This window comes from Pseudomonas sp. H1_A03 (assembly GCF_054685145.1).
Window position 1 is genome coordinate 3,647,573 of record NZ_CP162829.1, and the last position, 26,427, is coordinate 3,673,999.

The 26,427-nt window shown below is 62.4% G+C and carries 22 protein-coding genes and 2 pseudogenes; 15 read left to right on the forward strand and 9 right to left on the reverse strand.

Annotated elements, in window-relative coordinates:
• Positions 1-194: 194 nt before the first annotated feature.
• Entirely contained in the window at positions 195-1,211 is a 1,017-nt protein-coding gene (locus AB4O35_RS16915) for a helix-turn-helix domain-containing protein (RefSeq protein WP_065873519.1), read from the forward strand.
• On the opposite strand, the gene AB4O35_RS16920 is transcribed toward AB4O35_RS16915, so the two are convergent.
• From AB4O35_RS16920 to AB4O35_RS16930, 3 genes and pseudogenes are all read right to left on the reverse strand, one after another.
• Positions 1,159-1,914: a methyl-accepting chemotaxis protein gene (locus AB4O35_RS16920; protein ID WP_371905584.1), complete on the reverse strand. Its 756-nt coding sequence runs from the start codon at positions 1,912-1,914 to the stop codon at positions 1,159-1,161. The genes AB4O35_RS16915 and AB4O35_RS16920 overlap by 53 nt on opposite strands.
• Before the next feature lie 102 nt (positions 1,915-2,016).
• Positions 2,017-3,297, reverse strand: a pseudogene (locus AB4O35_RS16925) (methyl-accepting chemotaxis protein); the annotation flags it as partial.
• Positions 3,298-3,423: 126 nt separating this feature from the next.
• Positions 3,424-4,920, reverse strand: a complete 1,497-nt coding sequence (locus tag AB4O35_RS16930; protein ID WP_056858414.1) for an MFS transporter — start codon at positions 4,918-4,920, stop codon at positions 3,424-3,426.
• 309 nt (positions 4,921-5,229) lie between these two features.
• Here AB4O35_RS16930 and AB4O35_RS16935 point away from each other — a divergent pair, with 309 nt between their 5' ends.
• The 3 genes from AB4O35_RS16935 (at position 5,230) to AB4O35_RS16945 (ending at position 9,558) form a co-directional block, all read left to right on the forward strand.
• Positions 5,230-6,678 (forward strand): APC family permease, encoded by a 1,449-nt coding sequence (locus AB4O35_RS16935; RefSeq protein ID WP_065873517.1) that lies wholly within the window; start codon positions 5,230-5,232, stop codon positions 6,676-6,678.
• 82 nt (positions 6,679-6,760) lie between these two features.
• Positions 6,761-8,182: an aldehyde dehydrogenase family protein gene (locus AB4O35_RS16940; RefSeq protein WP_065873516.1), complete on the forward strand. Its 1,422-nt coding sequence runs from the start codon at positions 6,761-6,763 to the stop codon at positions 8,180-8,182.
• A 53-nt stretch (positions 8,183-8,235) separates the two neighbouring features.
• Positions 8,236-9,558 carry an alginate export family protein gene (locus tag AB4O35_RS16945; protein WP_175403054.1) on the forward strand — a complete coding sequence of 441 codons (1,323 nt, stop codon included), beginning with the start codon at positions 8,236-8,238 and terminating at the stop codon, positions 9,556-9,558.
• Positions 9,559-9,584: 26 nt separating this feature from the next.
• Here the strand turns inward: AB4O35_RS16945 and AB4O35_RS16950 are convergent.
• Positions 9,585-10,342 (reverse strand): annotated as a pseudogene (locus AB4O35_RS16950) (IclR family transcriptional regulator).
• A gap of 288 nt (positions 10,343-10,630) precedes the next feature.
• Between AB4O35_RS16950 and AB4O35_RS16955 the strand changes: the two are divergent.
• The 9 genes from AB4O35_RS16955 to AB4O35_RS16995 all read left to right on the forward strand — a co-directional run bounded on the left by AB4O35_RS16955 (position 10,631) and on the right by AB4O35_RS16995 (position 20,200).
• Positions 10,631-12,172, forward strand: coding sequence for an acetolactate synthase large subunit (locus tag AB4O35_RS16955; RefSeq protein ID WP_065873514.1), 1,542 nt, complete (start codon positions 10,631-10,633; stop codon positions 12,170-12,172).
• Positions 12,173-12,183: 11 nt separating this feature from the next.
• On the forward strand, positions 12,184-13,674 hold the full coding sequence (locus tag AB4O35_RS16960; RefSeq protein ID WP_065873513.1) for an aldehyde dehydrogenase family protein: 1,491 nt from the start codon (positions 12,184-12,186) through the stop codon (positions 13,672-13,674).
• 27 nt (positions 13,675-13,701) lie between these two features.
• The gene (locus AB4O35_RS16965) at positions 13,702-14,496 is read left to right on the forward strand and encodes an SDR family NAD(P)-dependent oxidoreductase (RefSeq protein ID WP_065873512.1); all 795 of its coding nucleotides are present in this window, start codon (positions 13,702-13,704) and stop codon (positions 14,494-14,496) included.
• Between the two features lie 12 nt (positions 14,497-14,508).
• Positions 14,509-15,549 carry a VPS10 domain-containing protein gene (locus AB4O35_RS16970; protein WP_056858421.1) on the forward strand — a complete coding sequence of 347 codons (1,041 nt, stop codon included), beginning with the start codon at positions 14,509-14,511 and terminating at the stop codon, positions 15,547-15,549.
• 11 nt (positions 15,550-15,560) lie between these two features.
• Entirely contained in the window at positions 15,561-16,019 is a 459-nt protein-coding gene (locus tag AB4O35_RS16975; RefSeq protein ID WP_056858422.1) for a VOC family protein, read from the forward strand.
• A gap of 15 nt (positions 16,020-16,034) precedes the next feature.
• The gene (locus tag AB4O35_RS16980; protein ID WP_056858423.1) at positions 16,035-16,637 is read left to right on the forward strand and encodes an amino acid synthesis family protein; all 603 of its coding nucleotides are present in this window, start codon (positions 16,035-16,037) and stop codon (positions 16,635-16,637) included.
• Between the two features lie 160 nt (positions 16,638-16,797).
• Positions 16,798-18,405 (forward strand): bifunctional 3-(3-hydroxy-phenyl)propionate/3-hydroxycinnamic acid hydroxylase, encoded by a 1,608-nt coding sequence (locus AB4O35_RS16985; RefSeq protein ID WP_065873511.1) that lies wholly within the window; start codon positions 16,798-16,800, stop codon positions 18,403-18,405.
• A complete protein-coding gene (locus tag AB4O35_RS16990; protein WP_056858425.1) occupies positions 18,402-19,208 on the forward strand; it encodes a 2-keto-4-pentenoate hydratase in 807 nt (268 codons plus the stop codon). The genes AB4O35_RS16985 and AB4O35_RS16990 overlap by 4 nt, the downstream gene beginning before the upstream one ends.
• A 50-nt stretch (positions 19,209-19,258) precedes the next feature.
• Positions 19,259-20,200 (forward strand): helix-turn-helix domain-containing protein, encoded by a 942-nt coding sequence (locus AB4O35_RS16995; protein WP_065882047.1) that lies wholly within the window; start codon positions 19,259-19,261, stop codon positions 20,198-20,200.
• A gap of 49 nt (positions 20,201-20,249) precedes the next feature.
• Here AB4O35_RS16995 and AB4O35_RS17000 read toward each other — a convergent pair whose 3' ends face one another.
• The 5 genes from AB4O35_RS17000 to AB4O35_RS17020 all read right to left on the reverse strand — a co-directional run bounded on the left by AB4O35_RS17000 (position 20,250) and on the right by AB4O35_RS17020 (position 24,616).
• Entirely contained in the window at positions 20,250-21,161 is a 912-nt protein-coding gene (locus tag AB4O35_RS17000; protein WP_056858426.1) for an ABC transporter six-transmembrane domain-containing protein, read from the reverse strand.
• Complete coding sequence (locus AB4O35_RS17005) at positions 21,149-21,631, reverse strand: hypothetical protein (RefSeq protein WP_329606454.1); 483 nt, start codon at positions 21,629-21,631, stop codon at positions 21,149-21,151. Before AB4O35_RS17005 ends, AB4O35_RS17000 begins: the two co-directional genes overlap by 13 nt.
• A 183-nt stretch (positions 21,632-21,814) precedes the next feature.
• Positions 21,815-22,906: an ATP-binding protein gene (locus AB4O35_RS17010; protein WP_056858427.1), complete on the reverse strand. Its 1,092-nt coding sequence runs from the start codon at positions 22,904-22,906 to the stop codon at positions 21,815-21,817.
• Complete coding sequence (locus AB4O35_RS17015) at positions 22,903-23,625, reverse strand: response regulator (protein WP_065873509.1); 723 nt, start codon at positions 23,623-23,625, stop codon at positions 22,903-22,905. Before AB4O35_RS17015 ends, AB4O35_RS17010 begins: the two co-directional genes overlap by 4 nt.
• 163 nt (positions 23,626-23,788) lie before the next feature.
• On the reverse strand, positions 23,789-24,616 hold the full coding sequence (locus AB4O35_RS17020; protein ID WP_056858429.1) for an AraC family transcriptional regulator: 828 nt from the start codon (positions 24,614-24,616) through the stop codon (positions 23,789-23,791).
• Positions 24,617-24,800: 184 nt separating this feature from the next.
• On the opposite strand from AB4O35_RS17020, the gene AB4O35_RS17025 reads away from it, so the two are divergent.
• Positions 24,801-25,940 carry a tyramine oxidase subunit B gene (locus AB4O35_RS17025; protein ID WP_056858430.1) on the forward strand — a complete coding sequence of 380 codons (1,140 nt, stop codon included), beginning with the start codon at positions 24,801-24,803 and terminating at the stop codon, positions 25,938-25,940.
• A gap of 33 nt (positions 25,941-25,973) precedes the next feature.
• On the forward strand, positions 25,974-26,396 hold the full coding sequence (locus AB4O35_RS17030) for a RidA family protein (protein WP_056858431.1): 423 nt from the start codon (positions 25,974-25,976) through the stop codon (positions 26,394-26,396).
• The last annotated feature ends 31 nt before the right edge of the window (positions 26,397-26,427 follow it).

Sequence of the window (26,427 nt, forward strand, 5' to 3'; positions counted from 1 at the left end):
GTGTTTTATGTGGGGTTGATCATCTCCGTAGCGGGCGCCAGGCAGGTAGCCCGAATCGGCACATGGGCGTGCTGGCGCAGGTCATTCGGCGTGCCCTTTAAATGGCGCTGGAATTTGCATAAATTGCTTTATGTGAGAATATAAAGAAATAAAAACGCCTTAAAAGAATAAATAATTAGTAGGTGTCGCTCATTATGAGAAATAATAGCATCGGTCATTTTAAGGACGTGCACGTTCATGCCGCCAACGTGCAGCAGTGGAACCAGGACTACAACCAGTTAACCGCCGGCTCGACCGAGAGTACGCTGATGCAGCTGACCACGGGCGGTTGCCACGTTTTCCTCGAACAGATCAACCAGCGTGTCGTGCAACACGGCGTCGCGCCGCGCGGCAAGATGTGCTTCGCGGTGCCGATCAACGTGCCGGGTTCGATGCGCATGCAGGGGCGTGAGGTGGACGACAGCAGCCTGTTCTTTCTGCACGGCGGCGAGGAGTTCATGTTCCATATGCCGATGGGCATGCAGCTGCTGTCGATTACCTTCGAGCGAGAATTGTTCGAGCAGGCACTGGCGCAAACGGCATCGGCGAAGGACGTCAGCCTGTTGCTGCGCCAGCCGGTTATCAGGGTGTCCAGCCAGCGTTTCTCCGAGGCCCGTCGGCGCTTGCTCGCGCTGTTCGCCCAGGCCATGGCCGATGGGACTCACGACAGCGTGCAGGAGCGGCAACATGAACAGGCGCTGGAACAGGCCATGCTCGATGAGCTGGTGCAACTGATGGCCGACCCGGCCTGCGACAAGCAGCAGCGCACGCCCAGTTCCACACGCAGTTTTATCGTCGAGAAATGCCACCGTATGGCGGCTGCCGGGCAGTTCGACGTGCCCAGTGTGTTCGAACTGTGCGAACGCCTACAGGTGAGCCGGCGCACCGTGCAGAACAGTTTTCGCGCCGTGGCCGAGACCACGCCCCTGAACTACCTGCGTTGCGTGCGGCTCAATGGCGTGCGCCGCAGCTTGATGTCCACCCAGACCGCGGGCCTCTCGATTGGCGACGCAGCGGCCCAATGGGGGTTTTACCACCTCAGCCATTTCGCGGCCGAGTACCATGCGCTGTTCGCCGAGTTGCCGTCCCAGACGTCACGCGCCACCCTGGCGCCGTGCGCTATACGCGGAACTGGTCCATCAGTGTCATCTGTTGATTGGCCCGTGCGTTGAGCTGACTGCTGATCTGCGCCGACTCGGCGGCCTGCTCGGTAAGGGTCTCGGTCACCCCGCGGATGGTCGAGACGTTTCGGTTGACCTCTTCGGCCACCGCGCTTTGTTCTTCCGCCGCGCTGGCGATCTGCATGTTCATGTCGCTGATTACCGTGACCGCCTCGCTGATTTTGCTCAGGGCCTGCACGGCCTGGTGGATCTGCCCGGCGTTGTCCTGGGCCAGTGTCTGGCTGGAATACATGGTGGCGACCACGCCGCGCGTACTGGTCTGGATGCGCTCGATCACCAGGCGGATTTCTTCCACTGAATCCTGGGTGCGCTTGGCCAGGTTGCGCACTTCATCGGCTACCACCGCAAACCCCCGGCCGCTTTCCCCGGCGCGCGCCGCTTCAATCGCCGCGTTGAGTGCCAACAGGTTGGTTTGCTCGGCAATGCTGCGGATCACTTCCAGCACCGAACCGATCTGCTCGCTGTTGACCGCCAGGGCCTCGACTTCATTCACCGCCTTACTGACCTCGCTGGCCAGGGCGGTGATGTCGCGGGTGCTGCGCTCGATAAGGCTGATGCCGTCCCTCGACGCCTGGTCGGCACCGTGTGCCGCCTGGGCCGCATTCGAGGCGCTGTGGGCGACTTCATGGGCGGTGGCGCTCATTTCGTTGGACGCGGTTGCCAACTGGTCGATCTCGCGAAATTGCACCTGCATGCCTTCACTGGTCTGCCGCGAGATTTCCGAGGATTGGTCGGCGGTGCCGCGCGCATCGGTGATGCTCTGCTTGATCTGCGCGATGGTCGGTTGCAGTTTGTCGAGGAAACGGTTGAACCAGTTCACCAGTTCGCCCAGTTCATCTTTCTTGCTGTAGTGCAGGCGTTGGGTCAGGTCGCCGTCGCCGCTGGCAATTGCCTTAAGCATCTGCGCGACACTGTTGATCGGGCGCGTCACGCCGGAGGCGGTGAGCCAGATAAGCAGCAGGCCCAGCAACCCGGCGCCGATGGCCACCAGCAGCGACTCCAGCGTGTCGCGGGTTTGGGTCTGGTCAAGCAAGGCCTGAAGCGCGATCGAGTCGGCCAGCAAGACTTGTTTGGGCAAATCGATGACCACGCCCCACGCCGCCGCGTCGGGGATGGGCGCGACGGGGTAGACGGCACGGATCAAGTCATTCTCGGCCAGCACCGCCGGTTTTTTTTGCGCCACAGCCGCGAGTATCGTCTTGCCTTGCTCGCCCAACGTGACGTTGACCGGTTTGGCGACCTGGCCTGCGTCCTTGCTGTAGGCCGCGAGCACGCCGCTGTCGGACACAATCAGCATGCTGCCCGAGCCGTTGAACAGCGTCCGCTGGGCATCGCTCGCCGCCGCTTGCAGGGCGCCGAGTGCGAGGTCCACACCGAGGGTGCCGATGACCTTGCCATCGGCAATCAGCGGTGTCGACAGCGTGGTCATCAGTTGCACTTGCCCGGCCTGGGTATCGGCGTAAGGCGACAACAGGCAGGTGCGTCCTGTGTCTCGCGGGCAGGTGTACCAACTGTTATAGGGGGTGCCGCTGATGCTCAGCTCGGTCTTGTGCAAATCGGCTTCGGGAATAAGGATGTTCAACGATTCGCCGCCACCGCGGTTCCAGGCGCTGGAAAAGCGGCCCTTTTCATTGGAGGCGCGCGCCGCGTCATTGACGAACTCGCTGTCCTGGCCTTCCAGCGCGTTCGGTTCGAAAACCAGCCACAGCCCCAATATCTGCGGGTTGTGCTCGAAGGTTGTCTTCAGGCTCTGGTTCACTTCCTCGCGCAACGTCGCGGCCGGCAAGCCGCGTTGGGCGGCCATGTTCCGTAATTGGATCGTCTGGTCGGAGAGGGCGGTTATCAGCAACAGGTTGTTGCCAAAGGCGCGCTGCAAATTGCCCGCCTGTTCCGCGGCCTTGGCCAGCAGCAGGTTCTCGCCGCTGTCGGTCAGCATCTTGCTGCTGGACGTACCGATCAACCGGCTGTTCTGGTTGCCCTGGTAGAGGTTCATGCTGACGATCAGGCCGATCACGCCCAGAAGGCACAAGCCGGACAGCAAGATGATTTTCAAGCGGATGGAGAGCGTGTCGAGCATCGGAGTATCTCGCTAGTGAACAGCGTGCCGGTTGACCAGTCATTGGCCTGGGCCACTGGCTTTTTATTGGGTATGTCATATATCGGCCGGCCTTGGGGTTTTAACGAGCCCGGTTCGGTCATTTTTCTACGCTCGCGGCATGACCGCTGCTTGCCGGCCGGGCCGGACCCGCAGCGCCGCGATCAACAGCAGGGCTGCCAGTACCGCGAGTACGGCCACGAAGCCCGTATCGAACGCCGAACGGGCCAGCCCTGTCAGGAGCGCCGCGTCATCGCTCGATAACGTTGCCGACACCAGCAGCGCGTCGTCCAGGCTCTCGAACGTCAGGGGATTGAGGCTCAACCGGGCTGGCATGCTCAAACTGGCGGACCAGGCATATATCGCCGACAACAGGCTGCCTGCCAGTGTCACGCCGGCGGCACCGCCCAGTTCGAAGGAGACTTCCTCGATGGACGCGGCCATGCCGGCCTTGTCCGTGGACACGCTGAGCATGATGGTGCTGGACGCCGCCGTCAGCGCCGCGCCCATGGCCATGCCCAGCAGGGCGAGGCTGACAATTTGCAGCGGTACCGCCGCGTTGTGCAGCAACAGGTACGCCAGCATGGCGGCCGCCGAGAACAGCAAGGTCCAGAACAGCATGCGCCGGTTGCCCAGGCGCGACAGGTAGTAGCCGGCCAGTGGCCCGGCCACGAAGGAACCCAGGGGCAGCGGCAGGATAAACAGTGCCGCTTGCAACGGTGACATCCCCAGTACCAATTGCAGACGCTGGCTGAACACCAGTTCCATGCCGATAAACGCGACGGCTGAAGCGACGGCCGCAATCACCGCATTCCTGAACAGCGGCATGGCGAACAGTGACAGTTCCAGCATCGGCTGTGCGACCCGGCGCTGACGTCGAATGAACAGCGTCAGGAACAACGCACCCAGCAGCAGCGCCACCAGCATGGCCGCGAAGGAGGGCGACCGCTTGCCGAGTTCCTTGACGGCATAGGCCAGGCTTATCAAACCGATCATCACCTGCAGCGACCCCAGCCAGTCCCAGTGCCGCTGCGCATTGCCCGGATGGTCGTGGATCAACAGCGTTCCGAGCAGCAGCGCCGCCAGCACAATCGGCACGTTTATCAGAAACACCGAGCCCCACCAGAAATGCTCCAGCAGCAAGCCGCCCACGACCGGACCGAGCGCCGCGCCGCCGGAGGCCACCGACGCCCACACACCAAAGGCCATGGCCTGTTCGCGTGCGTCGCTGAACGTCAGCCGGATCAGCGCCAGGGTGGCGGGCATCATCATCGCCGCGCCGACGGCCAGGCCACCTCGGGCGCCGATCAAGACATTGGCCGAGGGCGAGAAGGCCGCGATGAGCGAGAACAGGCCGAACACAACCAGCCCGCCGAGGAACAGACGCTTGTGCCCCAGGCGATCCCCGAGTGTGCCCATGCCCAGCAACAGGCCGGCGGCAATCAACGCGTAGATATTCAGGATCCAGAGCTTTTGCGAGGCTGTCGCGCCAAGCTCGCGGGTCAGGGTGGGTAAGGCGGTGTACAACACGGTCATGTCAATGACGATGAGTAGCAATGCGCTGGAAATAATGCCGAGGATCAGCCAGCGGCGCTTGGCGGACATAGGGTGCACTCGATAATTGAATGGCCGACGCCGGCAACTTCAGGCTCAGGCAGGCGTAGGGTGGGTGATGCTAGCTTGCACGACTGCAGGCCCGTAGCGTTATCCCAAATCGGCGGGGAGTGAATCGGGCCCTGACCTGTTTTGGGGCGCCGCCCGCGATGTTACCGATTTGGGATAGCGAGGTGTTCGTGGGCGGGCATAGCATCGAATACAGCGCCCAACCTCAACAATAAAAGCGCTACCCGGCACCGATAGCGCCTGGATCGGGGCTACCCCACAGCGACTGCCTCATACAATAAGGTCAAGAACATGAGCGTAACTCTCCCGGTCAACAGCTCCACGGAGCTCAAGCGTGGCGCCCTGGGTGTCGGCTTCATCATCTTCTTCGTTATTTCCGCGGCGAGTCCGCTCAGTGTGATCGCCGGCGGCTTCCCGATCGGCATCATGCTGGGCAACGGCGCGGGCACCCCGGCATTGCTGATCCTGGCCTTGCTGGTGCTGATGGCGTTCTCGGTGGGTTACACCACCATGTCGCGTCACGTTACCAACGCCGGCGGTTTCTACGCCTTTACCTCCCGGGGCCTGGGTGGCCTGGCCGGCGGTTCGGCGGCGGTGCTGGCGATGTTCGCCTACAACATCCTGCAGATCGCCTTGTATGGCATGTTCGGTGGCGTGGTCGCCGGCACCATGGAGAGCGTGGCGGGCGTGGTCTTGCCCTGGTGGGCCTATTCGCTGATGGCGATGGCCAGCATTGCGTTTCTCGGCTATCGCAAGATCGACCTCTCGGCGCGGGTCCTGTCGTTGGTGGTGATCGCCGAATACCTGGCGATCCTGATTCTCGACTTCGCCATCCTGAAGACCGGCGGCGACAGCGGCGTCAATCTCGACTCGTTCACCAGCCAGCATGTGTTCAGCGGCACTCCGTCCATCGGCCTGCTGTTCTGCTTTGCCGCCTTCATCGGCTTCGAGGCCACGACCATCTACGGCGAAGAGGCGAAAGACCCGCAGCGCACCATCCCGATTGCCACCTACAGCTCGGTGCTGCTGATCGGCGGGTTCTACGCGCTGTCGGTATGGTCGATGGTGGTGGGCGTGGGCGCGGACAAAATCGTGCCGATGCTGCTGGCCTTGCAAGACCCCACCACCTTTATCTACGGCATGTCCGATCACTTTGTCGGCCCGCAGCTGACCCAGGTCATCCGCGTGCTGTTCATGGTCAGCATCTACGCCGGACTGCTGGCGTTCCACAACGCCGCGGCGCGCTATTTCTACGCCATCGGCCGTGACGGCCTGCTGCACAGCGTGCTCGGCACCACCCACCGCGTGCACCAGAGCCCGCACATGGGGTCGGCCTTACAGAGCCTGATCGCGGCGGTGGTGGTGTTGATCTTCGCCGCGATGGACGCCGACCCGATTCTGCAACTGTTCGCCTGGTTCTCCAACCTGGCAACCCTGTGCGTGATCCTGCTGATGGCGATGACCTCAGTGGCGATCTGCGTGTATTTCCATCGGCATCCCGAGCACAAGGTCGGCTTGCTGCGCGGGCGCATTCTGCCAGTGCTCTCGTGCCTGGCGTTGCTGGGCGTGCTGGTGCTGGCGGTGGCGCATTTCGATGTGCTCACGGGAGCCAGCCAGCTCTTGTCCTACAGCTTGTGCGCAGTGATTCCCGCAGCCCTGCTGAGCGGCCTGTACCTCGCCATGCGCCTGCGCAAGGTGTCGCCGCAGCGGTTTATGGCCCTGGGCAGCCACAAGCTCTAAGGTCTGGATCGATACCTCTCTACTGTGAATTGTTCGCTTGCCACTGTCCGGCAAGGCTCGTCTGCGTTAAAGGAAATTGCATATGCACCCTTACAAGATGTTCATCAATGGCGTTGCGGTTGGCGGTGAAAGCGGCCAGTTCGACGTGATAAACCCGGCGACCGGCGCCGTATTCGCGCAATGCCCGGCCGGTTCGCTGTCGCAGCTGGACGAGGCGGTAGCCGCCGCCCAGGCGGCTTTCAAGACCTGGCGCCACAGCGCCCACGCTCTGCGCTGCGAGCGCCTCAATGCGATCGCCGATGACATCGAGCAGGACGCCGACGCCCTGGCTCGGCTGATCGTGCAGGAACAAGGCAAGCCCCTTGAACTGGCGTTTTCCGAAGTCATGGGCGCCGCCGCCTGGACCCGCTACGCGGCCGGGCAAGAGATTGCCGTGGAATTGGTGGAAGAGACCCCGACCCAGCGCGTCGAGCTGCATCGCAAGCCCCTGGGCGTGGTGGCTTCCATCACGCCGTGGAACTGGCCGTTCATGATTGCCGTGTGGCACATCATGCCGGCGCTGCGCGCGGGTAACTGCGTGATCAGCAAGCCGTCGAGCCTGACGCCGCTGAGTACGTTGCGCCTGGTTGAAATCATCGGGCGGCATGTGCCCCACGGCGTCATCAACTCCGTGACCGGCGAGCAGGGTTTCGGCAGCGCGATCACCTCGCACCCGGGGATCCAGAAGATTGTGTTCACGGGCTCCACCGCCACCGGCCAGAGCGTGATGCGCGGGGCCGCCACCAACCTCAAGCGCCTGACGCTCGAACTGGGTGGCAACGACGCGGCGATTGTCTTGCCTGGCACGCCGGTGGAGGAGGTGGTCGAAGAGATCTTCCAGGCCGCCTTCCTCAACATGGGCCAGACCTGCGCCGCCCTCAAGCGGTTGTACATTCACGAATCCCAGTACAAGGCGTTTGCCGAGGCACTGACAAAAATTGCCGAGCGGCAGGTGGTCGGTGATGGCCTGGAGCCCGGCGTCAACTTCGGCCCGGTGCAGAACCTCGATCAACTGCGCCTGGTGGACGCCCTGATTGCCGATGCGCGGGCACACGGTGCGCGGGTGCTGTGTGGCGGCGCACGCCTGGATCGTCCTGGTTTCTTCTACCCGCCCACACTGGTGGCGGATGTGACCGATGGCCAGCGTCTGGTCGACGAGGAACAGTTCGGGCCGGTATTGCCGCTGATCGCTTATCAGGATGTCGAGGATGTGTTGCGCCGCGCCAATGCCGGCGACATGGGCCTGGGCGGTTCGGTCTGGGGCCCGGACGTTGAGCAAGCGCAGGCATTGGCCAGCCGTCTGGAGAGTGGCGTGGCCTGGGTCAACTGCCACGCGCGCATTCAGCCGAACACGCCGTTCGGCGGCAGCAAGATGTCCGGCTTCGGCGTCGAGTTTGGCCTGGAAGGGTTGCTGGAATTTACCGGCCAGCAGTTGCTGTTCGTCAACAACCGCGCAGCCGAATAACGCCTCAACAACTAAGACAGCCTCTCAAAAGGCGCACCCAAGGAGCTTCGATCATGCGGTATCCCTCCACGTCATTTCTCAGCGGTACGTTGGCCTGTACGTTGACGCTTTGCGCCATCAGTCAGGCTCAGGCCTATGAGTTGTACAGCGATGAGAGTCGGCATCTGAATGCCGACATGACCGCCGTGTTCGGCATGTTCAACAGCCGCAACAACTATGACGGCACGCCGGGCGGTTCGACCTGGCGCGAAGGTTTCATCAAGTATGGCTTGAGCGGCGACCAGTCCCTGGCCGGAAATGGCACCGCCTATGGCGCCTTCGCGCTGGTCAGTTCCGCGACCTGGGGTGACGGTGACCCGGCCGGCAATACCCTGGGCAGCGAACGCACCACCAAAATCGAAGATGCGTACCTGGGCTGGCGCTCCGGCGACCTGTTTCCGGCCCTGGGCAAGGACGGCGTGGACATTTCCGGCGGTCGCCAGGTGGTCAAGCTCGGCAGTGGCTTCCTGATCAACGACGACGGTCCGAACCTGGGCAAGGGGCCGGCCAATGGCACGATGAACCGTGGCGGTGCGTATTACCTGGCCGCGCGGCACGCCTTCGATCAAACCGCGTTCCTGCGGCTGGGCGGCAAGGATGGTCTGCACGGCAGCCTGTTGTGGCTCAAGTCCGATAACCGCGCCCAGGCTGAAACCGAAGTGGCCGCCGGTACCCTTGATTACACCACCAAGCCGGGCACTCTGGGCTTGACCTGGGTGCACGGCATCGATGTGAACGAACGCTGGGCCAGTGATTTTCAACGCCAGCGCAAGGGCATGAATGTCTACAGCGTACGCGGCGAAGGCGACGCAGGCCTGCCGAATGTCAGCCTCGCGTTCGAATATGCCTGGCAGGACAAGGATACCGGCCCCGAAAAAGCCTGGTACGGCGAAGCCGGCTACACCTTTGCCGATGTCGCCTGGGCGCCAAAGGTAAGCTACCGCTACACCCGCTACTCACAGCAGTGGGATTCGCTGTTCACCGGCTTGAGCACTGGCTATGGTACCTGGCTGCAGGGCGAAGTCGCGGGCAACTATGCCGGGCCGTTCAACAGCAACACCAGCATCCAGCACGTGGCCCTCAAGGCCACGCCTCTGGAAAACCTGACTCTGGGTGCGCTGTACTTCGACTTCGACACCGTGCGCAAGAGCAATGCGCTGAACCTCAATGCTCGGGAGCTGGATGTATACGCCGAGTGGGCCGTCAACCCGCACCTGATCGTCACGCCGCTGATCGGCCTCTACAAGCCCAAGCAGGACGCCACCACGGGCGGCAACCAGGTCGCCGGCAACGGCACCAATGTTTACAGCCAGTTGACCATCGCCGTGCCGTTCTAGCCCACCGCAGCCGCCGCGCCTGAACCTCAGGATGCGGCGGCGCCCGGCGGATTGCGCAGGTTCTCGGCAATCCGGCGGGTGGTGTCCATGACCATTTCAATCACGGTTTCCTGGCGCAGCAGCTTGAAGTTCTGGGTGCTGCCGACGGCGGACAGGCTGCCGATCACCTCGTCGATATCCGGCTGGATGATGGGCGCGGCGATGCCGGTCAGGCCGAGGTTGAGTTCATCATGGGTCATGCAGTACCCATCCTTGCGAATCTTCTTTGTGGCCTTGGCAAAGCTGGCCCAGTCGTACGGGCTTTCCGGGTCGCTGGCCATATGCTCTTCGAACAGACGCTGCAGGCGTCGACCTTTCTGGAAAGCGATCAATACCTTGGACTGCGCGCCGCGAAAAAGGGCAGCGGATGCCCGCGCCCGAAGGAGAAGTGATACGTGTCGGTGGGTTCGGCAATGTAGGTGTTGATGATGCGTCCGTCGTAGAAGACGCTGGCGAACACCGCCAGGCCGGTCTGCGCCGACAGCTCGTGCATCAGCTCGCGCCCCGCCAGAAGTATGGGGTCGTACTGGCGCATCATCCAGTCCAGCTCGATCACGCGCGGCCCCAGGCCGTAGTGGCCGGCGTCCACGCGGGTCAGCAGGCCGGCGTCGCACAATTCCTTGACATAGCGATACGCGGTGGCGCGCGACAGGCCCATGCGCTCGGCGATGGTGTCCGGGTCGATCTTCAACGTCGCCGGACCGAACAGGTCCAGGACATTCAGCAATTTACTCAGGCTGCTCATTTCGTTCCTAGAGAAGGGATGGCATGCGGGTAAGCACTATAGGCGAAAACAGCGCAGATCCAATGTGGGAGCGGTCTTGCGCGTGAAAGCGGTGGGCCAGTGATGGAAGTTACTGACAAACCGCATTCTCGAGCAAGCCCGACCCTGCAGGTCGACAGACTAAGCTTTTCAGATTATAAATTCACTTAAATCTCAAATAAAGAGATTGCCTTCATAAAATACTTGTTTGTTACTATATATTGTGTGATAAATCTCAACAAAGAAAACGCTCAAGCGAGAGGGCTGACAATGAATGGCGCGCAACTGATAGTGAATGCGGCAGCGGCAAGCGGTATCGAGTACTGCTTTGCCAACCCGGGCACCACCGAGATTCCGCTGGTGGCGGCCATGGCCAGCGCACTTGCCCTCAAGCCGGTGTTGTCATTGTTCGAAGGGGTATGTACCGGCGCCGCGGACGGCTATGGCCGCATCGCCGGCAAACCGGCGATGACCCTGACGCACCTGGGCCCGGGCTTTGCCAATGGCATCGCCAACCTGCATAACGCGCGTCGGGCCAATACACCCATCGTTAACGTCATCGGCGATCACGCCTCCTGGCATGTCAACTACGATCCGCCCTTGGCGAGTGACATCCAGGCCTTAGCCGGCACCGTTTCTGGTTGGGTGCGTACCTCGCGCACGGCGGCGGGTATCGGTGAAGACTTGCAGGAAGCCGTGCGTGCGGCATGGCAGGCCAAAGGCCAGATCGCCAGTTTGATCCTGCCTATGGACCTGCAAGCCCACGCGGTGACGCACAACGGTGTATTCGCCCCGTTGCGCGCACCGGTTCGCCGGTTTGCCGGTGACCGGATCGAAACCGTGGCGCAGGCATTGCGTGACGGCAAGCGGCTGGTGTTCATCGTCGGCGATGAGGGCTTATCAGTCGCGGGACTGGAAGCAGCGGGGCGCCTGGCGCAACAGCCCGGCGTGCGCCTGTTTGCCGAGACCTTTCCGCGCCTGAGTTACCGTGGCGGTGGCTTGCCGGACCTGGATCGCCTGCCGTATTTCCCGGAAGTGGCGATTGAAATTCTTGAGCAGTACGACCTGGTCATTTGTGCTGGCGTGCCCGAGCCCATTAGCTACTTTGGCTACGAAGGCATCCCGTCGCGCCTCGCCGAACGTGAACGTCTGCTGACGCTGGCCGAAGTCGGTGACGATGTTTCCGCCGCGCTGACGGCGTTGGCCGATGCCCTGAATGCACCGGCCTATGTGCCGACCCCGGAGGGTATCGAACTGCCACCCGGCCACGCCGAGCTGACGCCACAATCCATCGGCCAAGTGCTGGCCGCGTCACTGCCCGACGACAGCATCGTCTCGGTTGAGGGCGGCACCTGCGGCTATCCCTTTTTTACCGCCTCCGCCCGCGCCGCGCGGCATCGGGTATTGACTAATACCGGTGGCGCGATTGGCCAGGGGATTCCGGTGGGGTTCGGTGCCGCCTTGGCGGAACGCGGCAATAGCGTGTTCTGCCTGCAATCGGACGGCAGCGCCCAGTACACCATTCAAACCCTGTGGAGCATCGCCCGCGAGCAGTTGCCGGTGGTGATCCTGATTGCCGCCAACCATCGCTACGCGATTTTGCAGAACGAGCTGCGTCGTTTCGGCATGACCGAAATGGACCCACAAGCCCTGCGCCTGACCGTGCTCGACAGCCCGCGTATTGACTGGAAGGCCCTGGCCAAAGGCTACGGGGTACCGGCCTGCACGGTACAGACCAATGCCGAACTGCAACGGGCGCTGGCCAATGCCAAGGCCGACCGTGGTCCTTGCCTGATCGAAATGGCGCTGTGAAGGAGTCGACCATGAACCTGCCCCCATTATTGCCTGCCGTCCAGGCGTTCCTGGATCAGCCCGGTCGCCTGTTCATCGGCGGCACCTGGCAGGACGCCGCCAGCGGTCGGCGCTTTGCCGTGCAAAACCCGGCCACCGAGCAGACCCTCACCGAAGTCGCCCAAGGCGATGCGCGCGATGTGGATGCAGCCGTCGCGGCTGCCCGCGCAGCCTTTAGCGGTGCCTGGGCCTTGCAGTCGCCGGCACAGCGCGGCCTGTTGCTGTTTCGCCTAGCCGATCTGCTGGACCAGCACCGCGAGGAACTGGCGCAGTTAATCACCCTGGAGAACGGCAAGCCGATTGCCAACGCGCGCGGTGAAGCGGCCAGCGCGGCGAACATCATTCGCTACTTCGCCGGCTGGCCAACCAAGATCGAGGGCAGCACGCTGCCCGTCTCGCCGGCCAGCGGCGCGCCGATGCTCAACTACACCTTGCGTGAACCGGTGGGTATCTGCGCGCTGATCGTGCCGTGGAATTTCCCGTTGACCATGTGCGTGTGGAAGCTCGGCCCGGCGCTGGCCACCGGTTGCGTGGCGGTGCTCAAGCCCGCCGAGCAGACACCGCTGATCGCGATCCGCCTGGTGCAACTGATCGAGGCCGCCGGCTTCCCGGCCGGGGTGGTCAACCTGATTACCGGCCTGGGCGCCGACACTGGCGCACCGCTGGCACAGCACCCGGACGTGGACAAGATCGCCTTTACCGGCTCGACCCAGGTCGGGCGGCTGATCGCCCAGGCGGCCACCAGCAACATGAAAAAGGTCTCGTTGGAACTGGGCGGCAAGTCCCCCAACATCATCTTGCCCGACGCCGACATCGTGCGTGCCGCCAAGGGCGCCGCCGATGGGATCTTCTACAACCAGGGCCAGGTGTGTACCGCCGGCTCGCGCCTGTATGTGCACGCCAGTGTGCTCGACCAGGTGCTCGAAGAGCTGCAGCGTCATGCCGCCGCGCATGTGCTCGGCAATGGCCTGGACCCGGCGAGCAGCATGGGCCCGCTGGTGTCCGCGCGGCAGTTGAACACCGTCAAGGGCTACCTGCAGCGGGGCCAGGAAGAGGGCGCCGAACTGATCTGCGGTGGCGGCCGTCCCGCGCACCTGGAGCATGGGCATTTCATTCAACCGAGCGTGTTCCTCGACCGTGCCGAACGCGCCTGCGTGGCCCGCGAAGAAATCTTCGGCCCGGTACTGACCGTCATGAGCTGGACCGAAATCGATGAACTGGTGTTGCGCGCCAACGATTCGCCGTATGGCCTCGCCGCTGGCCTGTGGACCCGCGACTTGCGTTCGGCGCACCGCGTGGCTGCACAGCTCAAGGCCGGCTCGGTATGGATCAACTGCTGGAACGTGGTCGATCCCTCTTCACCGTTCGGTGGCTACAAACAATCCGGCTGGGGTCGGGAAATGGGCAAGAACGTGATCGACGCCTACACCGAGACCAAAAGCGTGTTTGTCGATCTCGCCTGAACTGAATAATCATAAGAGGAAATGGCAATGGATCTGGAATTGAAAGGCCGCGTGGCGATCGTCACCGGCGGCGGCATGGGCATCGGCAAGGAAGTCGCGCGTTTTCTGTCCGAGGAAGGCTGCAAGGTTGTGATCTGCGCGCGCCGCATGGCGTTCCTGCAGCTGGCTGCCGAAGAAATCACGGCACAGACCGGCAACGAAGTGCTGCCGCTGTTCTGTGACACCAATGACATGAAGGCCGTGTCGGAGATGGTCGATGCTGCGTACAAGCATTTCGGCCGTATCGACATCCTCGTCAACGGTGCCGCGGCCCCGTCCGGCGTGGTGCGTAATGACATCGAACACGCCGGCGACGGTGAACTGCTGTCGGACCTCAACACCAAGGTGATCGGCTATTTCCGTTGTGCCAAGGCCGTGACGCCGCACATGAAGGCCGCCGGCTTCGGTCGCATCATCAACATCGGCGGGCTTACCGGGCGCAGCAGCAAAGTGCTTTCGGGCATGCGCAACCTGGCAATCGCGCACATGACCAAGACCCTGTCCGACCAGTTGGGCCCATTGGGCATCACGGTCAACCTGATTCACCCCGGCGTCGTCGATACCCCGCATATCCAGGAGTTGTACGAGCGCGAAGCGGTCAAGCAAGGCAAGACCGCCGAACAGGTCGAGCAAGCCTATATCGACGCCACGCCGATTCGCCGCACCCTGGCACCGATTGAAATGGGCTGGCTGATCGGTTTCCTGGCCTCGCCGAAGGCCGGCGCGGTGACCGGTGAGTCCATCGGCATCGACGGCGGTTTGACCCGTGGCATCTATATCTGAGGAGGATCACAGATGAGTAACGGAACCCTTTTGGTGGCCACCGTCGGGCAGGCGGTGATCCGCAGCGCCGACGACGGCAAGACCTGGCATCGCCTGGGCCTGGGGCAGGACCTCGAGTTCGATGCGATCACCCGCTCCCTCAGCGTGCACCCCGACACGCCCGAGCGCATCTATGCCGGCACCGACGTGGGCTTGTGTGTCAGCCACGACACCGGTGGCCATTGGCAGCGTGTCGATTCGCCGTTCAACGGGCAGACGGTGTGGAAAGTCGCCGTCGACCCGCAGGACGCGCAACGGATTTTCGTCGGCACCGGCGCGCCTTCGCGCGCCGTGTTGTGGCGTACCCTGGACGGCGGCCTGAGCTGGGATCGCGCGCCGGTGGAAATCCCCGAGTTCTGCGACGGCGTCAGTCGCCCACGCCTGCTGGCCTTCGCCTATGACCCCAGCGACCGCAACCAGTTGTGGTTCGGCCTGGAGGAGGGCGGGTTGTTCCATTCCCGTGACGGCGGTGACACCTGGACCCGTGTCGATGACCGCCTGTTGTGGGACTACAACTCGGACATCCACAACATCGTGGTCCTGCCCAATCACGGCGAGAAAGTCATCGTGGTGGTGTGCGTGAACGCGGTCTACCGCAGCCTGGATGAAGGCCTGACCTGGACCGGTATCATCGGCCGCGAAGCCTTCGGTTTGTACTACCTGCGCGCCATGAACGCGCCGCTGGGCACGCAAAACGAGCTGTACCTGAGCATTTCCGACGGTACGCCAGGCACCACCAGCAAGATCCTCGTTTCCCGCGATGCCGCGCTCAGCTGGAACGTCTTGCCCCTGCCACAGCAGCCCAACTCCTGCGTCTGGGCGCTTGCCTTCAACCCGGCCAACCCGCGCCAGATCGTGGCGGGCACCAAGTACGGGCACTTGTTCACGTCCGACAACGGCGGTGATGGCTGGCAGAAGCACTGGCGTGAATTCAGTGAGATCGCCGATGTGCTGTGGACGCCCGCCGTGGCGCAGATCAAGGCCGGGCATCAATCCATCGTCAAGAAGAACTGAGGTAACCGGTGATGAAAGTCAAAATCCTTCGGACCCACATATCGCTGTTTGTGAGTGATCCTGATGTGTCGGCGCGCTGGTATGCCGACATCCTGGGCATGCACGAAAGTGCCCGGGGCGAAAGCTGGGTCATGATGGCGTTTGGCACCAAGCACCACGATATCGCCTTGATTCGTGCAGAACCCGGCGCCCACCAGGGCGGCCTGGGCCTGCAGCACTACGGATTGGAAATCGACGGTGATATGACCACCTTGCGCCAGCTCTACGGCATGTTGCTGGAGAAGGGCGTCGAGGTGGTGAAAATCACCGATCACGAAATCGGCAACGGCCTGTATTTCAACGACCCCGATTGCAATCGCATGGAATTCTTTCTCGAGACCGAGCATGACGATGCGTGCGGCAAGGCCCGCTTCAAGGCCGCCGGCGCGCCGAGTCGCAACATCACGCTTGACCCTCTTGACCCGCTTTGAACCGAGGTTTACCTGATGAAAACTGCAAATTTCGCCAGCTATCACATCCGCAAATGGTACAGCTTCGTTGAAGAAACCCTGGCCAACGAGACCGGTCAACTGGCCGATGGCGAGCCGTTGTTCAAGTATGCCGTGGCCGCGGTGATCGACAACCCGTATGCCGGGCGCTTCAGCCAGGACCTGGCGCAATTGGTCGAGCCGTCGCCGCTGTTGGGCGAAGAATTCGGCCGGCGCATCCAGGCACTCGCCGGCAGCCGTGAAATCATCAGCTACGGCAAGGCTATCCTGGTGGGCAGCGCAGGCGAGTACGAGCACGGTAACGCGCTGCTGACCAACCCGGCCGCCGATCCCATCCGCGTGGCCCTGGGCGGTGGCAAGTCGTGGGTGCCGTCCACCGGCAAGCGTGGCGGCCCAGGTTCGACCATCGACGTGCCGCTGGCGCACAAGGACGCGTTGTATGTGCGTTCGCACTATGACAGTTTCTCCCTGACCTTCGGCGACGGCCCTTCGCCGGATGAAATCGTCGTGATCTGGGCCTTCGCCACGCGCGGGCGTTTGCATGCGCGGTTGGGCGGCCTGAAAGCCGAAGAGGTCAAGGGCCTGGACGGCCTGCACTGAAAACACCCATGTAGGAGCGAGCTTGCTCGCGAAGAACGTTAACGATCACGCGTTCGTTCTGGATAAATGCAGTGCCTATGCGTTCTTCGCGAGCAAGCTCGCTCCAACAGAAATGCGCATGCCCGGACTCAACTCACAACAAGAAAAGCGGTGAATAGCGATGAAGCAGGAGAAGACCCAGGTTGTCATCGTGGGCGGTGGCCCCAACGGGATCACCGCCGCGCACTCTATGGGGATATACGGCATCGACTGCGTCGTCCTCGAACTGGCCGACGGCATCCTGCCGTATCCCCGTGCCGTGGGCATGGACGATGAGGCGCTGCGCGTGCTGCAGGGCATCGGCATCGCCGACCTGGCGGTGCGCGACATGATCTGCGATGTACCGCTGCGTTATTACAATGCGCGCGGCGTGTGCTTCGCCGAGGTCAAGCCGAGCACCGCGCATTATGGCTGGCCGATGCGCAATATCTTCATGCAGCAGCTGCTTGAAGGCACCCTGCGCGAACACCTCGGCCAGCACCCCTGCGTCGAGTTGCGCCAGGGCCACGAATTGTTCGAACTCGAGCAGGACGCAGAGGGCGTGACCCTGCAGGTGCGCGATGCCCACGGTGAGCTTTACCAGCTCCGGGCGGACTACGTGATCGGTGCCGATGGCGGGCGCTCCACGGTGCGCAAGCAACTCGGCGTCGAGCTGCTCGGGCTGACCCATCCGCGTAAATGGGTGGTGGTCGACACCGCCAACGACACCCTCGATGCGCCCTTTACCGCGCTGCATGCCGACCCGCAGCGGCCCTTCGTGTGCATCTACCTGCCATACCAGCAGCGCCGCTGGGAATTCATGCTGATGGAAGGCGAGGACGAAGCGAAAATGTGCGAAGAAGCGACGATTCGCCAGTTGATCCACGGGCATATCGGCGATGCCGTGAACGACCTCAATATCATCCGTATCCGTGCCTATACCCACCACTCGCGGGTCGCGGCGCGGTTTGTCGAAGGGCGTGTGGCGCTGGTGGGCGACGCCGCGCATATTTCCCCGCCGTGGGCCGGGCAGGGCCTCAACTCCGGCCTGCGCGACGTGGCCAACGTGGCCTGGAAACTGGCGGCGATCATCCAGGGTCGCGCGGCGCCGTCGATCCTCGCCAGTTACGACCAGGAGCGGCGTGGTCACGCAACCGAGCTGGTGTCCCTGGCCGACAACATGGGCGCGGTACTCGGCCTGACCAACCCGTTGATGGCCGGTGTGCGCGACTGGCTGTTCCAGGCCGTCAACACTGTGGATAACCTGCGCTCGCACTTGCTGGAATTCAAGTTCAAACCCAAGGCCACCATCACCAAGGGCCTGGTCCACCATGAACGGGCCGAGTTGGGTGAGGATGATCTGGTCGGGCAGTTGTTCATCCAGCCGAATATCGAAGACGCCCAGGGCCAGCGTCGGCGCCTCGATGAGGTGCTCGGCAATGGCTACGCCGTACTGGGTTATCGGGTGAACCCGCGCGACCACCTCAGTGAGCCGATGGCCGAGTATTGGGCGCGGTGGGAGACACGTTTCATCCAGGTCAATCGCTCGCGCAGCGGCGTGGGGCGCAACCAGCCGTTGACAGCCAACGCGGCCTTGAGTGTGGAGGACGTGGATAACCGCCTCGGCCAATGGTTCTCCAAGGTGCGCGACTGCATCGTTGTAGTGCGTCCGGACCGTTTCGTCGCGGCGATCACCACCCCTGAGCGGCTTGACGGCGTGCTGCGCAAGCTGGCGGCGCAACTGTCATGAGCAGCGCTGACGAGTTAACCGGCCAACTGCACGAGGCCGGGCGCAGCGCCCGGGCCATCGCGCCGTTGTCGCCCGAGGCGCTGGACAAACAGCAAGGCTATGCGCTGCTGCGCCAGGGTTTGGCGCAGCGCCTGGCAGGCGGCGAGCACCTGAGCGGCTGGAAGGTGGCCTTCGCCGGGCGCGCGGCGCAGGCGCGTTTTGGCCTCGACGAACCGGTATATGGCGCGCTTACGTCGGCCATGGTGGTCGCGCCGGGCAGCACGGTGTCGTTGGCGCGGCTGATCCAGCCCAAGCTCGAGGTTGAACTGGCGCTGGTGTTCGGGCGCACGCTGGTGCCGGGCGACTACAGTGATGCGCAGATTCTGGCAGCGATTGCCGAGGTGGCCCTGGCCTTTGAAATCGCCGATTGCCGCTGGCAGGGTTGGACATTCGGGCTGGGCGCGTTCCTGGCCGATAACGCTGCCGCCGGGCTTTACTGTGTCGGGCCGCGGGTGCCATTCGATGCGGCGCGGCATGCCTGCGTGGAATATCGCCTGGAGCATGCGGGCGCGCTGCTGGGCAGCGGCAATACCCAGGCACGCGAGGACAGCCCGCTGTTCAATCTCTGCTGGCTGGTGCGGCGCCTGTTGGCGGACGGTCATCCCGTGGCGGCCGGGCAGGTTGTGCTGTCCGGCGCGTTACTGGCACCGCTGGAGATACAAACGGGCGCTTATCGTCTGCAGATGCTTGGCACGGAACTGGCTTTGGATTTCCACGCCGGCCCCGCGCCTGCGCAAACGCCCGCTACCGTTATGGATGACTGAGCCCCCTTCAGGCCAAAAAACAAGCATCAGGCCGCCGAGGAATGACCAACATGCTCGCCGAAGTCCGCACCTTCAATGACTCTCAACAGCACGCCGGCTCGATCCAGGGCTGGCAGCAGGTCTATGACCAGCTCGGTCGCGGCTGCCTGACCAGTGAGCTGCGCCAGCTGTCCGGCGATCGCTTCCAGATCTTCCAGGAAGTGCTGGACAAGCGTGTGGTGCAGCATGGCCGCTCGCCCAAGGGCCGCTTGTGCGCGGCCATGTCACTGGGCAGCCCGCCGGTGGTGCAGGGCCAGCAGGTGGGGGCCGAGAGCGTGGTGCTGTTGCGGGACGGCGAGGAATTTGTGCTGCATGCACCGCAGGGCACACATTTCTTCGCCTTGAATGTGGACGCGTTGCGCTTTGCCAGACTGGCGGCGGTCGAGTTGTCCGGCGAGCAGCTCAAGCGTTTGACCAGCGTCTCGGCGCTCAGCGTGGATGAAGCGTTACTGTTGCGCATTCGCCAGCGTATCCATCCACTGTTTCGTCACTTTTTGGAACACGCCGACACGATCAGCCCGGCGGCGGAGAAGATGCTCGAGGATGAATTGCTCGGTGCGTTCCTTGATCTGTTCACCCACGCCGGCGATGAAGTGCGTGGCCGGCGTGGCAACTTCGCGGTCAGTGCGTATCTGGTCAGGCGCAGCCAGGAATTAATCATCGCCAGTGGCGATACCCCGTTGAGCATTCTTGACCTGTGCGAGCAACTGCGCGTGAGCCGCAGGACCTTGCAGAACAGTTTCCAGGCGGTGACCGACATGCGCCCGGTCGAGTACTTGCGCAATTTGCGCCTGAATGCGGTGCGCCGTCGACTGATCGCGACGTCCGCGAGCGAAAAAAACGTCGGCGAGATTGCTGTGGCCATGGGTTTTTTCCACCTGAGCCACTTCGCGACGCATTATCGCGAGCTGTTTGGCGAGTCGCCTTCGGAAACGCGCAGGGCGTCTTGCTGATGCTCCAAGGATCTGATGCACTGCAATCCAAATGTGGGTTCGGCGTGAGTTATCGGTCCAGGCCGGGGTCCACGCGTTTGCCGATGTCCTTGAGCCGCGCCAGTTGATCGATCATCGAGGGCGCTTCGTCCAGGCAACTGACGAAGGTCCACAAATAGGTCATCACCGCGTAGATGTGCCCGGCTTTTATCTGCGGTGCCAGGGCCAGTTGCGTAATCGCGACGACGAACAGCAGCGCCGCCAGCAGGCCAATGGACAGGAAGGCAATGGCCTCGCGGTCGGATAAGCCGATGCGCAGGCGCGACAGCAGGTGATAGTGACGGCGCAGGGTGTGTGCGCCGACTTTTTCCACCAGGCCGATCTCTTTTTCCAGGCGATTGTTCAAGCGCTCGTGCAAGCGCTGGTTGCGCCGCGCAAAGCCAGGCATGAACGTGACGCACAGCAACAGCGCGAGCAGGCACGCCAGGCCGACCCAGGGCTCGATCACCAGCAGCATCGCCGCCGCGCCGACGATCGACACCAGTGCGGTGGCGATGGTTGGTACGTGCTTTTCGAAAAAATCGACGAAATCCCGCGCCAGCACCACGCGCGCCGCTGCCCTGGAGGTGCTGTGGCGTTGCAGGCGCTGGTTGAGAATCACCGGTACCGCAAGGTCGGCGTAGATGCGCGTGAAGGTGCGCGTATCCAGGGCCCGGCGGGCCGCGCCGACCACCCAGAAACCGAGCACGACGGCGGCGTACCACACGGCACTGCCGGCATCGCCACGAATGATCGAGTCGACGGCAAACCCGGCGAACAGCGGATAGGCCAGCAGCAAGGCGTTTTCCAGCGCGACCAGCGACAAGGTGCCGGACAGTTTGCCGGGGTAGGCCCTGGCGATAGCCTTGAGGGTCTGGCTGGCGGATTGCTGCCCCAGCTTTTTACTTTCTTCGAGCAGAATCGGCGGCGTTACGGCTGGCATGGGGCGCCTGTGGGGTACGTGTTGCGTTGATAAATGTCACGGGTGACGTCGAGCAGGTAACGCACTTCGTCGGTCATCAGTAACAGATCAATCTGGACTTCTTCGACAATGATTTCCGCGGTAATCAATATACAAATAGCCGGGGCGATGACCAGCCAGTGGTAGTACGACAGTGTCACTAATGAAACGCACACGCCGATTAACCATAACGCCAAGACACTTTGCGGGGCGTACTTCTGCAGGGGAATCCAGAAGCGTTGCAACTTTCTCAATTTAAACTTGTAGAGCGAAAGTGACGCTTCCAGTTGTTTAAGGTCGATAGCGTTGCGAGCTGAATGCTGTGTCGGCATAACAGTTATCCACGTGAGAACGTTAAACATCAGAGCCAAGCAGGCGACAATGCGGCTATTCTCTGTCCCGGCGCTCATGGCCTGGCAGCGTTTGGCTGAGCCAGGCGAGATTGACTTCACTGACTTCCATCCATTCGCCCCTGGCGGGAATCCTTTCGCAACTCATGAAAGCAATACAACGTCCGTGTGTGTCCAGTAAGGCAAAGTGGCGGTATTTTCTTGCCCGCTTGAACAGGCCAATACACAAACGCATGCCATCACCTTGGTGGGTATTCATATACAGCGGGTTTGTTTCAGCGGGTATCAGGTCTGGGCAGTGAAACGTGATGCTGCGGGCCAACTGAGTTCAAACAATGTGCCGCTGTTTATCAATGTTCGACACGTCACCGCGCCGCCGTGGGCGATGGCTATCGCGCGCACCACCGCAAGACCCAGTCCACTGCCGCCCTGGGCGCGCGAGCGTGAACTCTCGCCACGCTGGAACGCCTCGAAAATATGCTCGGCGAACGCCGCATCGATCCCCGGACCTTCATCCGCGACCCTCAGGAAGTGACCGCGCTCGTCACTGCCCAATTCAATGCTGACAGTGCCCGGCGTGGCATGCCGGCGAATATTGTCGAGCAGCGCCAGCAAGCCCTGGCGGATGCGACCGGGGTCGCAGTAGACGGGGCCCTTGCGCAGGTTCAGCTGCAGGCTAAAGCCGGCGCTGTTCAAGCTCGGCTCGAACAGCCGCGCTTCGGCTTCCAGTGCGTCGGCCAGTTCCACCTCACTGAGTGCCAGGACCAGGTGGCCGTTATCGCCCATGCCTACCACGCGCAGGTCTTCGACCAGGCGGGTCAAGCCTTCGACCTGGCCGAGCAGGCTGTAGAACTGCGCGGTGTCCGGCTCGAAAACGCCCTCGGCCAACCCCTGCAGGCGGCCGCGCAGGATCGTCAGCGGGGTGCGCAGTTCATGGGCAATGGCGGCATTCCAGAAGGCTTGCTCCTCGGCCATGTGTTTGAGTCGATTCGCCATGCTATTAAAGTCATCCACCAACAGAGCGGCTTCGCCCAGGGAAAGATCGGGCGCCACGGCGCGTGCATCCAGGTCGCCGGCAGCCAGGCTGCGCAGGCTCGTTGCCACCGAATTGAGCGGCATCAGAATGCGCTTGGACAACTTGACCGCCATCGCCACGCCCAAGCTCAGGCTGACGCAGGTAATCAGGCTCATCCACAGCCATTCCACGCCACTGGGCAGCCATTCATCCGCTTCCAATTCCAGCTGCGTGGGCGGCGACAGGCTCCAGAGCACGGCGTAGAACACATAGGAGCCCACGACCGCGAGCGCAATCACGCACAGGACCACAGCCGACATCGACAAAATGATCTGCCGGCTCAAACTGTTGGGCACTCTCATGCCTGGCTCCCGAACCGGTAGCCGACGCCACGGATGCTGGTTGGTACGCCGTGCAGGCCGAGGTCTTCGATCTTGCGGCGCAACTTGCTGATATGGCTGTCGACGGTACGTTCCAGGCTGTCGCTCTCCGGCGAGCAGAGCACCAGCAGTTCGGCACGGCTGAACACGCGGCGCGGTGCCTTGGCCAGCTGTGCGAGCAGGTTGAATTCGGTCACCGTGAGGTGCAACGGCTGTTTTCGCGTGCCGATGTAGACGTTCACTTCATGGCTGTCGATGTCGATTTCAAAGGCGTCGACGCGCACCACGCTGTGGCCGGCGCCGCGGTCACCGCAACGGCGCAGCACCGCCTGGATCCTGGCGATGACTTCCGCCGGGTTGAAGGGTTTGACGATGTAATCGTCCGCGCCGATGCGCAGGCCCATCAGCTTGTCCATGTCCTGGTCGTGTGCCGTCAGCATGATTACCGGTGTATTGCCGCGATGACGCAATTCCGCCAGCACCATCCAGCCGTCCAGCTTGGGCATCATCACGTCGAGCAGCACCAGGTCGGGCTTGAGCTGTTGATGCAGTTCCAGCGCGCGCCGTCCGTCCTGCGCATGCGCGGTGCGAAAACCGGCGCGCTTGAGGTAGGCCGTGAGGATATCGGCGATTTCCGGCTCGTCTTCGGCGATCAGCACCAGCGCCTGGTTGGCGGGCGATGCGAGGAGTGATTCAGTCATGGTCTGCTCGTTCGATGTGCGGTGTTGCGGGTCAATGCGCTAAACATGCACTGTTTTCCAGCAACGGCGTGAATGATGCACCGCAAGCATGCACGTTCAGCGAAGGGTTTGTGGAGAATTGATGGAGAGGTGAATTAATTTTTCGCAGCCCGGGGGCGGGCGCTCAGGCGAAGCGGATGCGCTCGTTGTAGGCGCTCTGCAGCATTTTGCGCTGGTAATCGCAGGGTGTCGTACTGACCAGCTTCTTGAAGTCGCGCAGGAAGTGCGACTGATCGGAAAAGCCCAGGTCCAGGGCCAGTTCCGAGAACGATACATCGTGCCGGGTATTCAGGCTTTCCAGCGCCGCCTGGCAGCGAATGATCCGGCAGAACGTCTTGGGCGAGAGGCCGGTGTCCTGGCTGAACTGGCGGTGAATGGTACGGCTGGTGTAGCCGCTGAGGTCTTCCAGGTGCTGGATGCGCAGGTCGCCGCGATGGGCCAGCGTCTGCTGGATGACCATCGCGGTGAGCTTCGAGGTACGGCCCATCAGGCGCGGGGCGAGATAGTCGTTGAACAGCTTGATCTGGTCCTGCAGCAACGGGGCGTTGACGATGCTTTCGAAAATGCGCTGGGCGAACGCCGACACTTGCAGCAGGTCCCATTCCTGTTCGGTCAGGTCCTCGGCCATCACATTGATGAAGCCCGGAATCACCCCCGGCGCAAAGCGCACGCCGAAATAATGATGGCCCTGCAGCAGTTCGACCCGCTGGGCCTCCAGCGGGGTGCCGCAGATCCTCACGCTGGGACGCGTTGCGTCGCAGTCGAACACGATGTCCACGCAGCCGTCCGGCACCGCCAGCAGGTCAGCCGAGTGGACGACATCGAAGGCGTAGAAATGCGAAATCGCCGGGTGTTCGGAGGGCATGACCGAATACCGAGATGAGTTGAGTACGAACCAGGGTTGTTCGTAAGCAGTGTGCTGCCGCAGGGTCGGTGAACACAGGTTGAGCATGACCGGACCTTCAGGTGGATATATGCGGGAATATTCACGCATTTTTCACGCCAACTCCGAGGGCCCGCTCGAAACTTGATGTCCGAAATTTACAATACCGTCACCCACCGCACGCCGATACTCGACCTCGATAGCGTGGGAGCAGCGCCTACCGCTGCGATATCCCTTTCAGTCGAGAATAATAATGTCCAGTACTACAAACATAGACTTCATCTACTTGTCCGAGCAGGACATGATTCGGGCTGGCGTCACTGACATGCTCGCCTGTGTTAATACCATGGAGGAAATGTTCGGCCTGCTCTACAGCGGCGACTACCGCATGGCCGGGCCGAACAACGATTCCCACGGCGCAATGGTGGTGTTCCCGAAGGATTCGCCGTTCCCGAACATGCCCAAGCCGACAGCCGACCGCCGCATGATGGCGATGCCGGCCTATCTGGGCGGCAGCTTCTGCACCGCGGGCGTCAAATGGTATGGCTCCAACATCGCCAACCGCGACAAAGGCCTGCCCCGTTCGATCCTGATGTTCACCCTCAATGACCCTGACACCGGCGCCCCGTTGGCGCATATGTCGGCCAACCTGTTGTCGGCGTATCGCACCGGTGCGATACCCGGTGTTGGCGCGCGCCACCTGGCCCGCAAGGACTCGAAAGTGGTCGGTCTGCTCGGCCCGGGCGTGATGGGCAAGACCACGCTCGCCGCGTTTATCGCCGTGTGCCCGCAGATCGACACCTTGAAGATCAAGGGGCGGGGTGAGAAAAGCCTGAATGACTTCCTGGGCTGGGTGAAGGAAACCTACCCGCAGATCACCACGATCAACGTGGTCGACAGCCTCGAAGAAGTGGTCCGTGATTCCGACCTTGTTACTTATTGTAGCTCCGGTGAGACCGGCGACCCCTCGATCTACCCAATTGTGAAGCGCGAGTGGGTCAAGCCAGGGTGCTTCATGGCAATGCCGGCGTCCTGCTCGCTTGATGAAGGCATGGAGCTCGGCGACGTACGCAAAGTGCTCGATAACACCGGTCTGTACGAAGCCTGGTTCGAAGAGCTGCCCAAGCCTGCGCACCACTGCGTGCCGGTAATCGGCGTGCGCTTCATGGACATGATTGCCGAAGGCAAGATGCAGGCCGATGAGCTCGAAGACATTGGCAAGATAGTCGCCGGCGATGCCCAGGGCCGCCGCAACGATGAAGAGATCATCATCATGTCGGTCGGCGGCATGCCGGTTGAAGACGTGGCGTGGGGCACCGTGGTGTACCGCAATGCCATCGAAAAAGGCATCGGCGTGAAATTGAACCTGTGGGAAACCCCGGTACTGCGCTGAGCCATTCCTTACCCAACTGACGAGGCCTTCGACATGACAAAAATCATCAAGCTCAAGACCGGTTCGCCGTTTGAAGACCAGGCCAGCTATTCGCGCCTGGTGGTGGTGGACAACTGGATCTATGTGTCCAATACCGCCGGCCGTAATCCGCAGACCAAACTGATCCCCGAAGATATCCTGGAGCAGACGCACCAGGTGTTCGCCAACATCGAAAGCGCCCTGGCTGCCGTGGATGCCAGCCTGGCCGATGTGGTGTGTTCGCGGGTGTTCATCCAGGACCCCAAGGACGTGCCGACGGTGATGGCCCTGATCGGCGAGAAGTTTCGCGGCGTCGACCCGGCCAGTACCGTGACGTGCCCGCCGTTGGGCTCGACGGTCTACAAGGTTGAACTGGAAGTGACGGCTTACCGCAACGCCTCCAAGGCGCAGGTCGAAGTGATTCGCCTGACGCAGTAATCCGCTACGCAGCCGTGCGCCCGCGCGGCCG

Bases quoted from the DNA above. Each gene is read 5' to 3' on its own strand.
- AB4O35_RS17025 (WP_056858430.1), top strand. From the start codon at position 24,801: ATGTCCAGTACTACAAACATAGACTTCATCTACTTGTCCGAGCAGGAC.
- AB4O35_RS17015 (WP_065873509.1), bottom strand. From the start codon at position 23,625: ATGACTGAATCACTCCTCGCATCGCCCGCCAACCAGGCGCTGGTGCTG.
- AB4O35_RS16935 (WP_065873517.1), top strand. From the start codon at position 5,230: ATGAGCGTAACTCTCCCGGTCAACAGCTCCACGGAGCTCAAGCGTGGC.
- AB4O35_RS16930 (WP_056858414.1), bottom strand. From the start codon at position 4,920: ATGTCCGCCAAGCGCCGCTGGCTGATCCTCGGCATTATTTCCAGCGCA.
- AB4O35_RS16995 (WP_065882047.1), top strand. From the start codon at position 19,259: ATGCTCGCCGAAGTCCGCACCTTCAATGACTCTCAACAGCACGCCGGC.
- AB4O35_RS17010 (WP_056858427.1), bottom strand. From the start codon at position 22,906: ATGAGAGTGCCCAACAGTTTGAGCCGGCAGATCATTTTGTCGATGTCG.
- AB4O35_RS16985 (WP_065873511.1), top strand. From the start codon at position 16,798: ATGAAGCAGGAGAAGACCCAGGTTGTCATCGTGGGCGGTGGCCCCAAC.
- AB4O35_RS16970 (WP_056858421.1), top strand. From the start codon at position 14,509: ATGAGTAACGGAACCCTTTTGGTGGCCACCGTCGGGCAGGCGGTGATC.
- AB4O35_RS16955 (WP_065873514.1), top strand. From the start codon at position 10,631: ATGAATGGCGCGCAACTGATAGTGAATGCGGCAGCGGCAAGCGGTATC.
- AB4O35_RS17000 (WP_056858426.1), bottom strand. From the start codon at position 21,161: ATGCCAGCCGTAACGCCGCCGATTCTGCTCGAAGAAAGTAAAAAGCTG.
- AB4O35_RS16965 (WP_065873512.1), top strand. From the start codon at position 13,702: ATGGATCTGGAATTGAAAGGCCGCGTGGCGATCGTCACCGGCGGCGGC.
- AB4O35_RS16975 (WP_056858422.1), top strand. From the start codon at position 15,561: ATGAAAGTCAAAATCCTTCGGACCCACATATCGCTGTTTGTGAGTGAT.
- AB4O35_RS16915 (WP_065873519.1), top strand. From the start codon at position 195: ATGAGAAATAATAGCATCGGTCATTTTAAGGACGTGCACGTTCATGCC.
- AB4O35_RS16945 (WP_175403054.1), top strand. From the start codon at position 8,236: ATGCGGTATCCCTCCACGTCATTTCTCAGCGGTACGTTGGCCTGTACG.
- AB4O35_RS16960 (WP_065873513.1), top strand. From the start codon at position 12,184: ATGAACCTGCCCCCATTATTGCCTGCCGTCCAGGCGTTCCTGGATCAG.
- AB4O35_RS16990 (WP_056858425.1), top strand. From the start codon at position 18,402: ATGAGCAGCGCTGACGAGTTAACCGGCCAACTGCACGAGGCCGGGCGC.
- AB4O35_RS16940 (WP_065873516.1), top strand. From the start codon at position 6,761: ATGCACCCTTACAAGATGTTCATCAATGGCGTTGCGGTTGGCGGTGAA.
- AB4O35_RS17020 (WP_056858429.1), bottom strand. From the start codon at position 24,616: ATGCTCAACCTGTGTTCACCGACCCTGCGGCAGCACACTGCTTACGAA.
- AB4O35_RS16980 (WP_056858423.1), top strand. From the start codon at position 16,035: ATGAAAACTGCAAATTTCGCCAGCTATCACATCCGCAAATGGTACAGC.
- AB4O35_RS16920 (WP_371905584.1), bottom strand. From the start codon at position 1,914: ATGCAGGTGCAATTTCGCGAGATCGACCAGTTGGCAACCGCGTCCAAC.
- AB4O35_RS17030 (WP_056858431.1), top strand. From the start codon at position 25,974: ATGACAAAAATCATCAAGCTCAAGACCGGTTCGCCGTTTGAAGACCAG.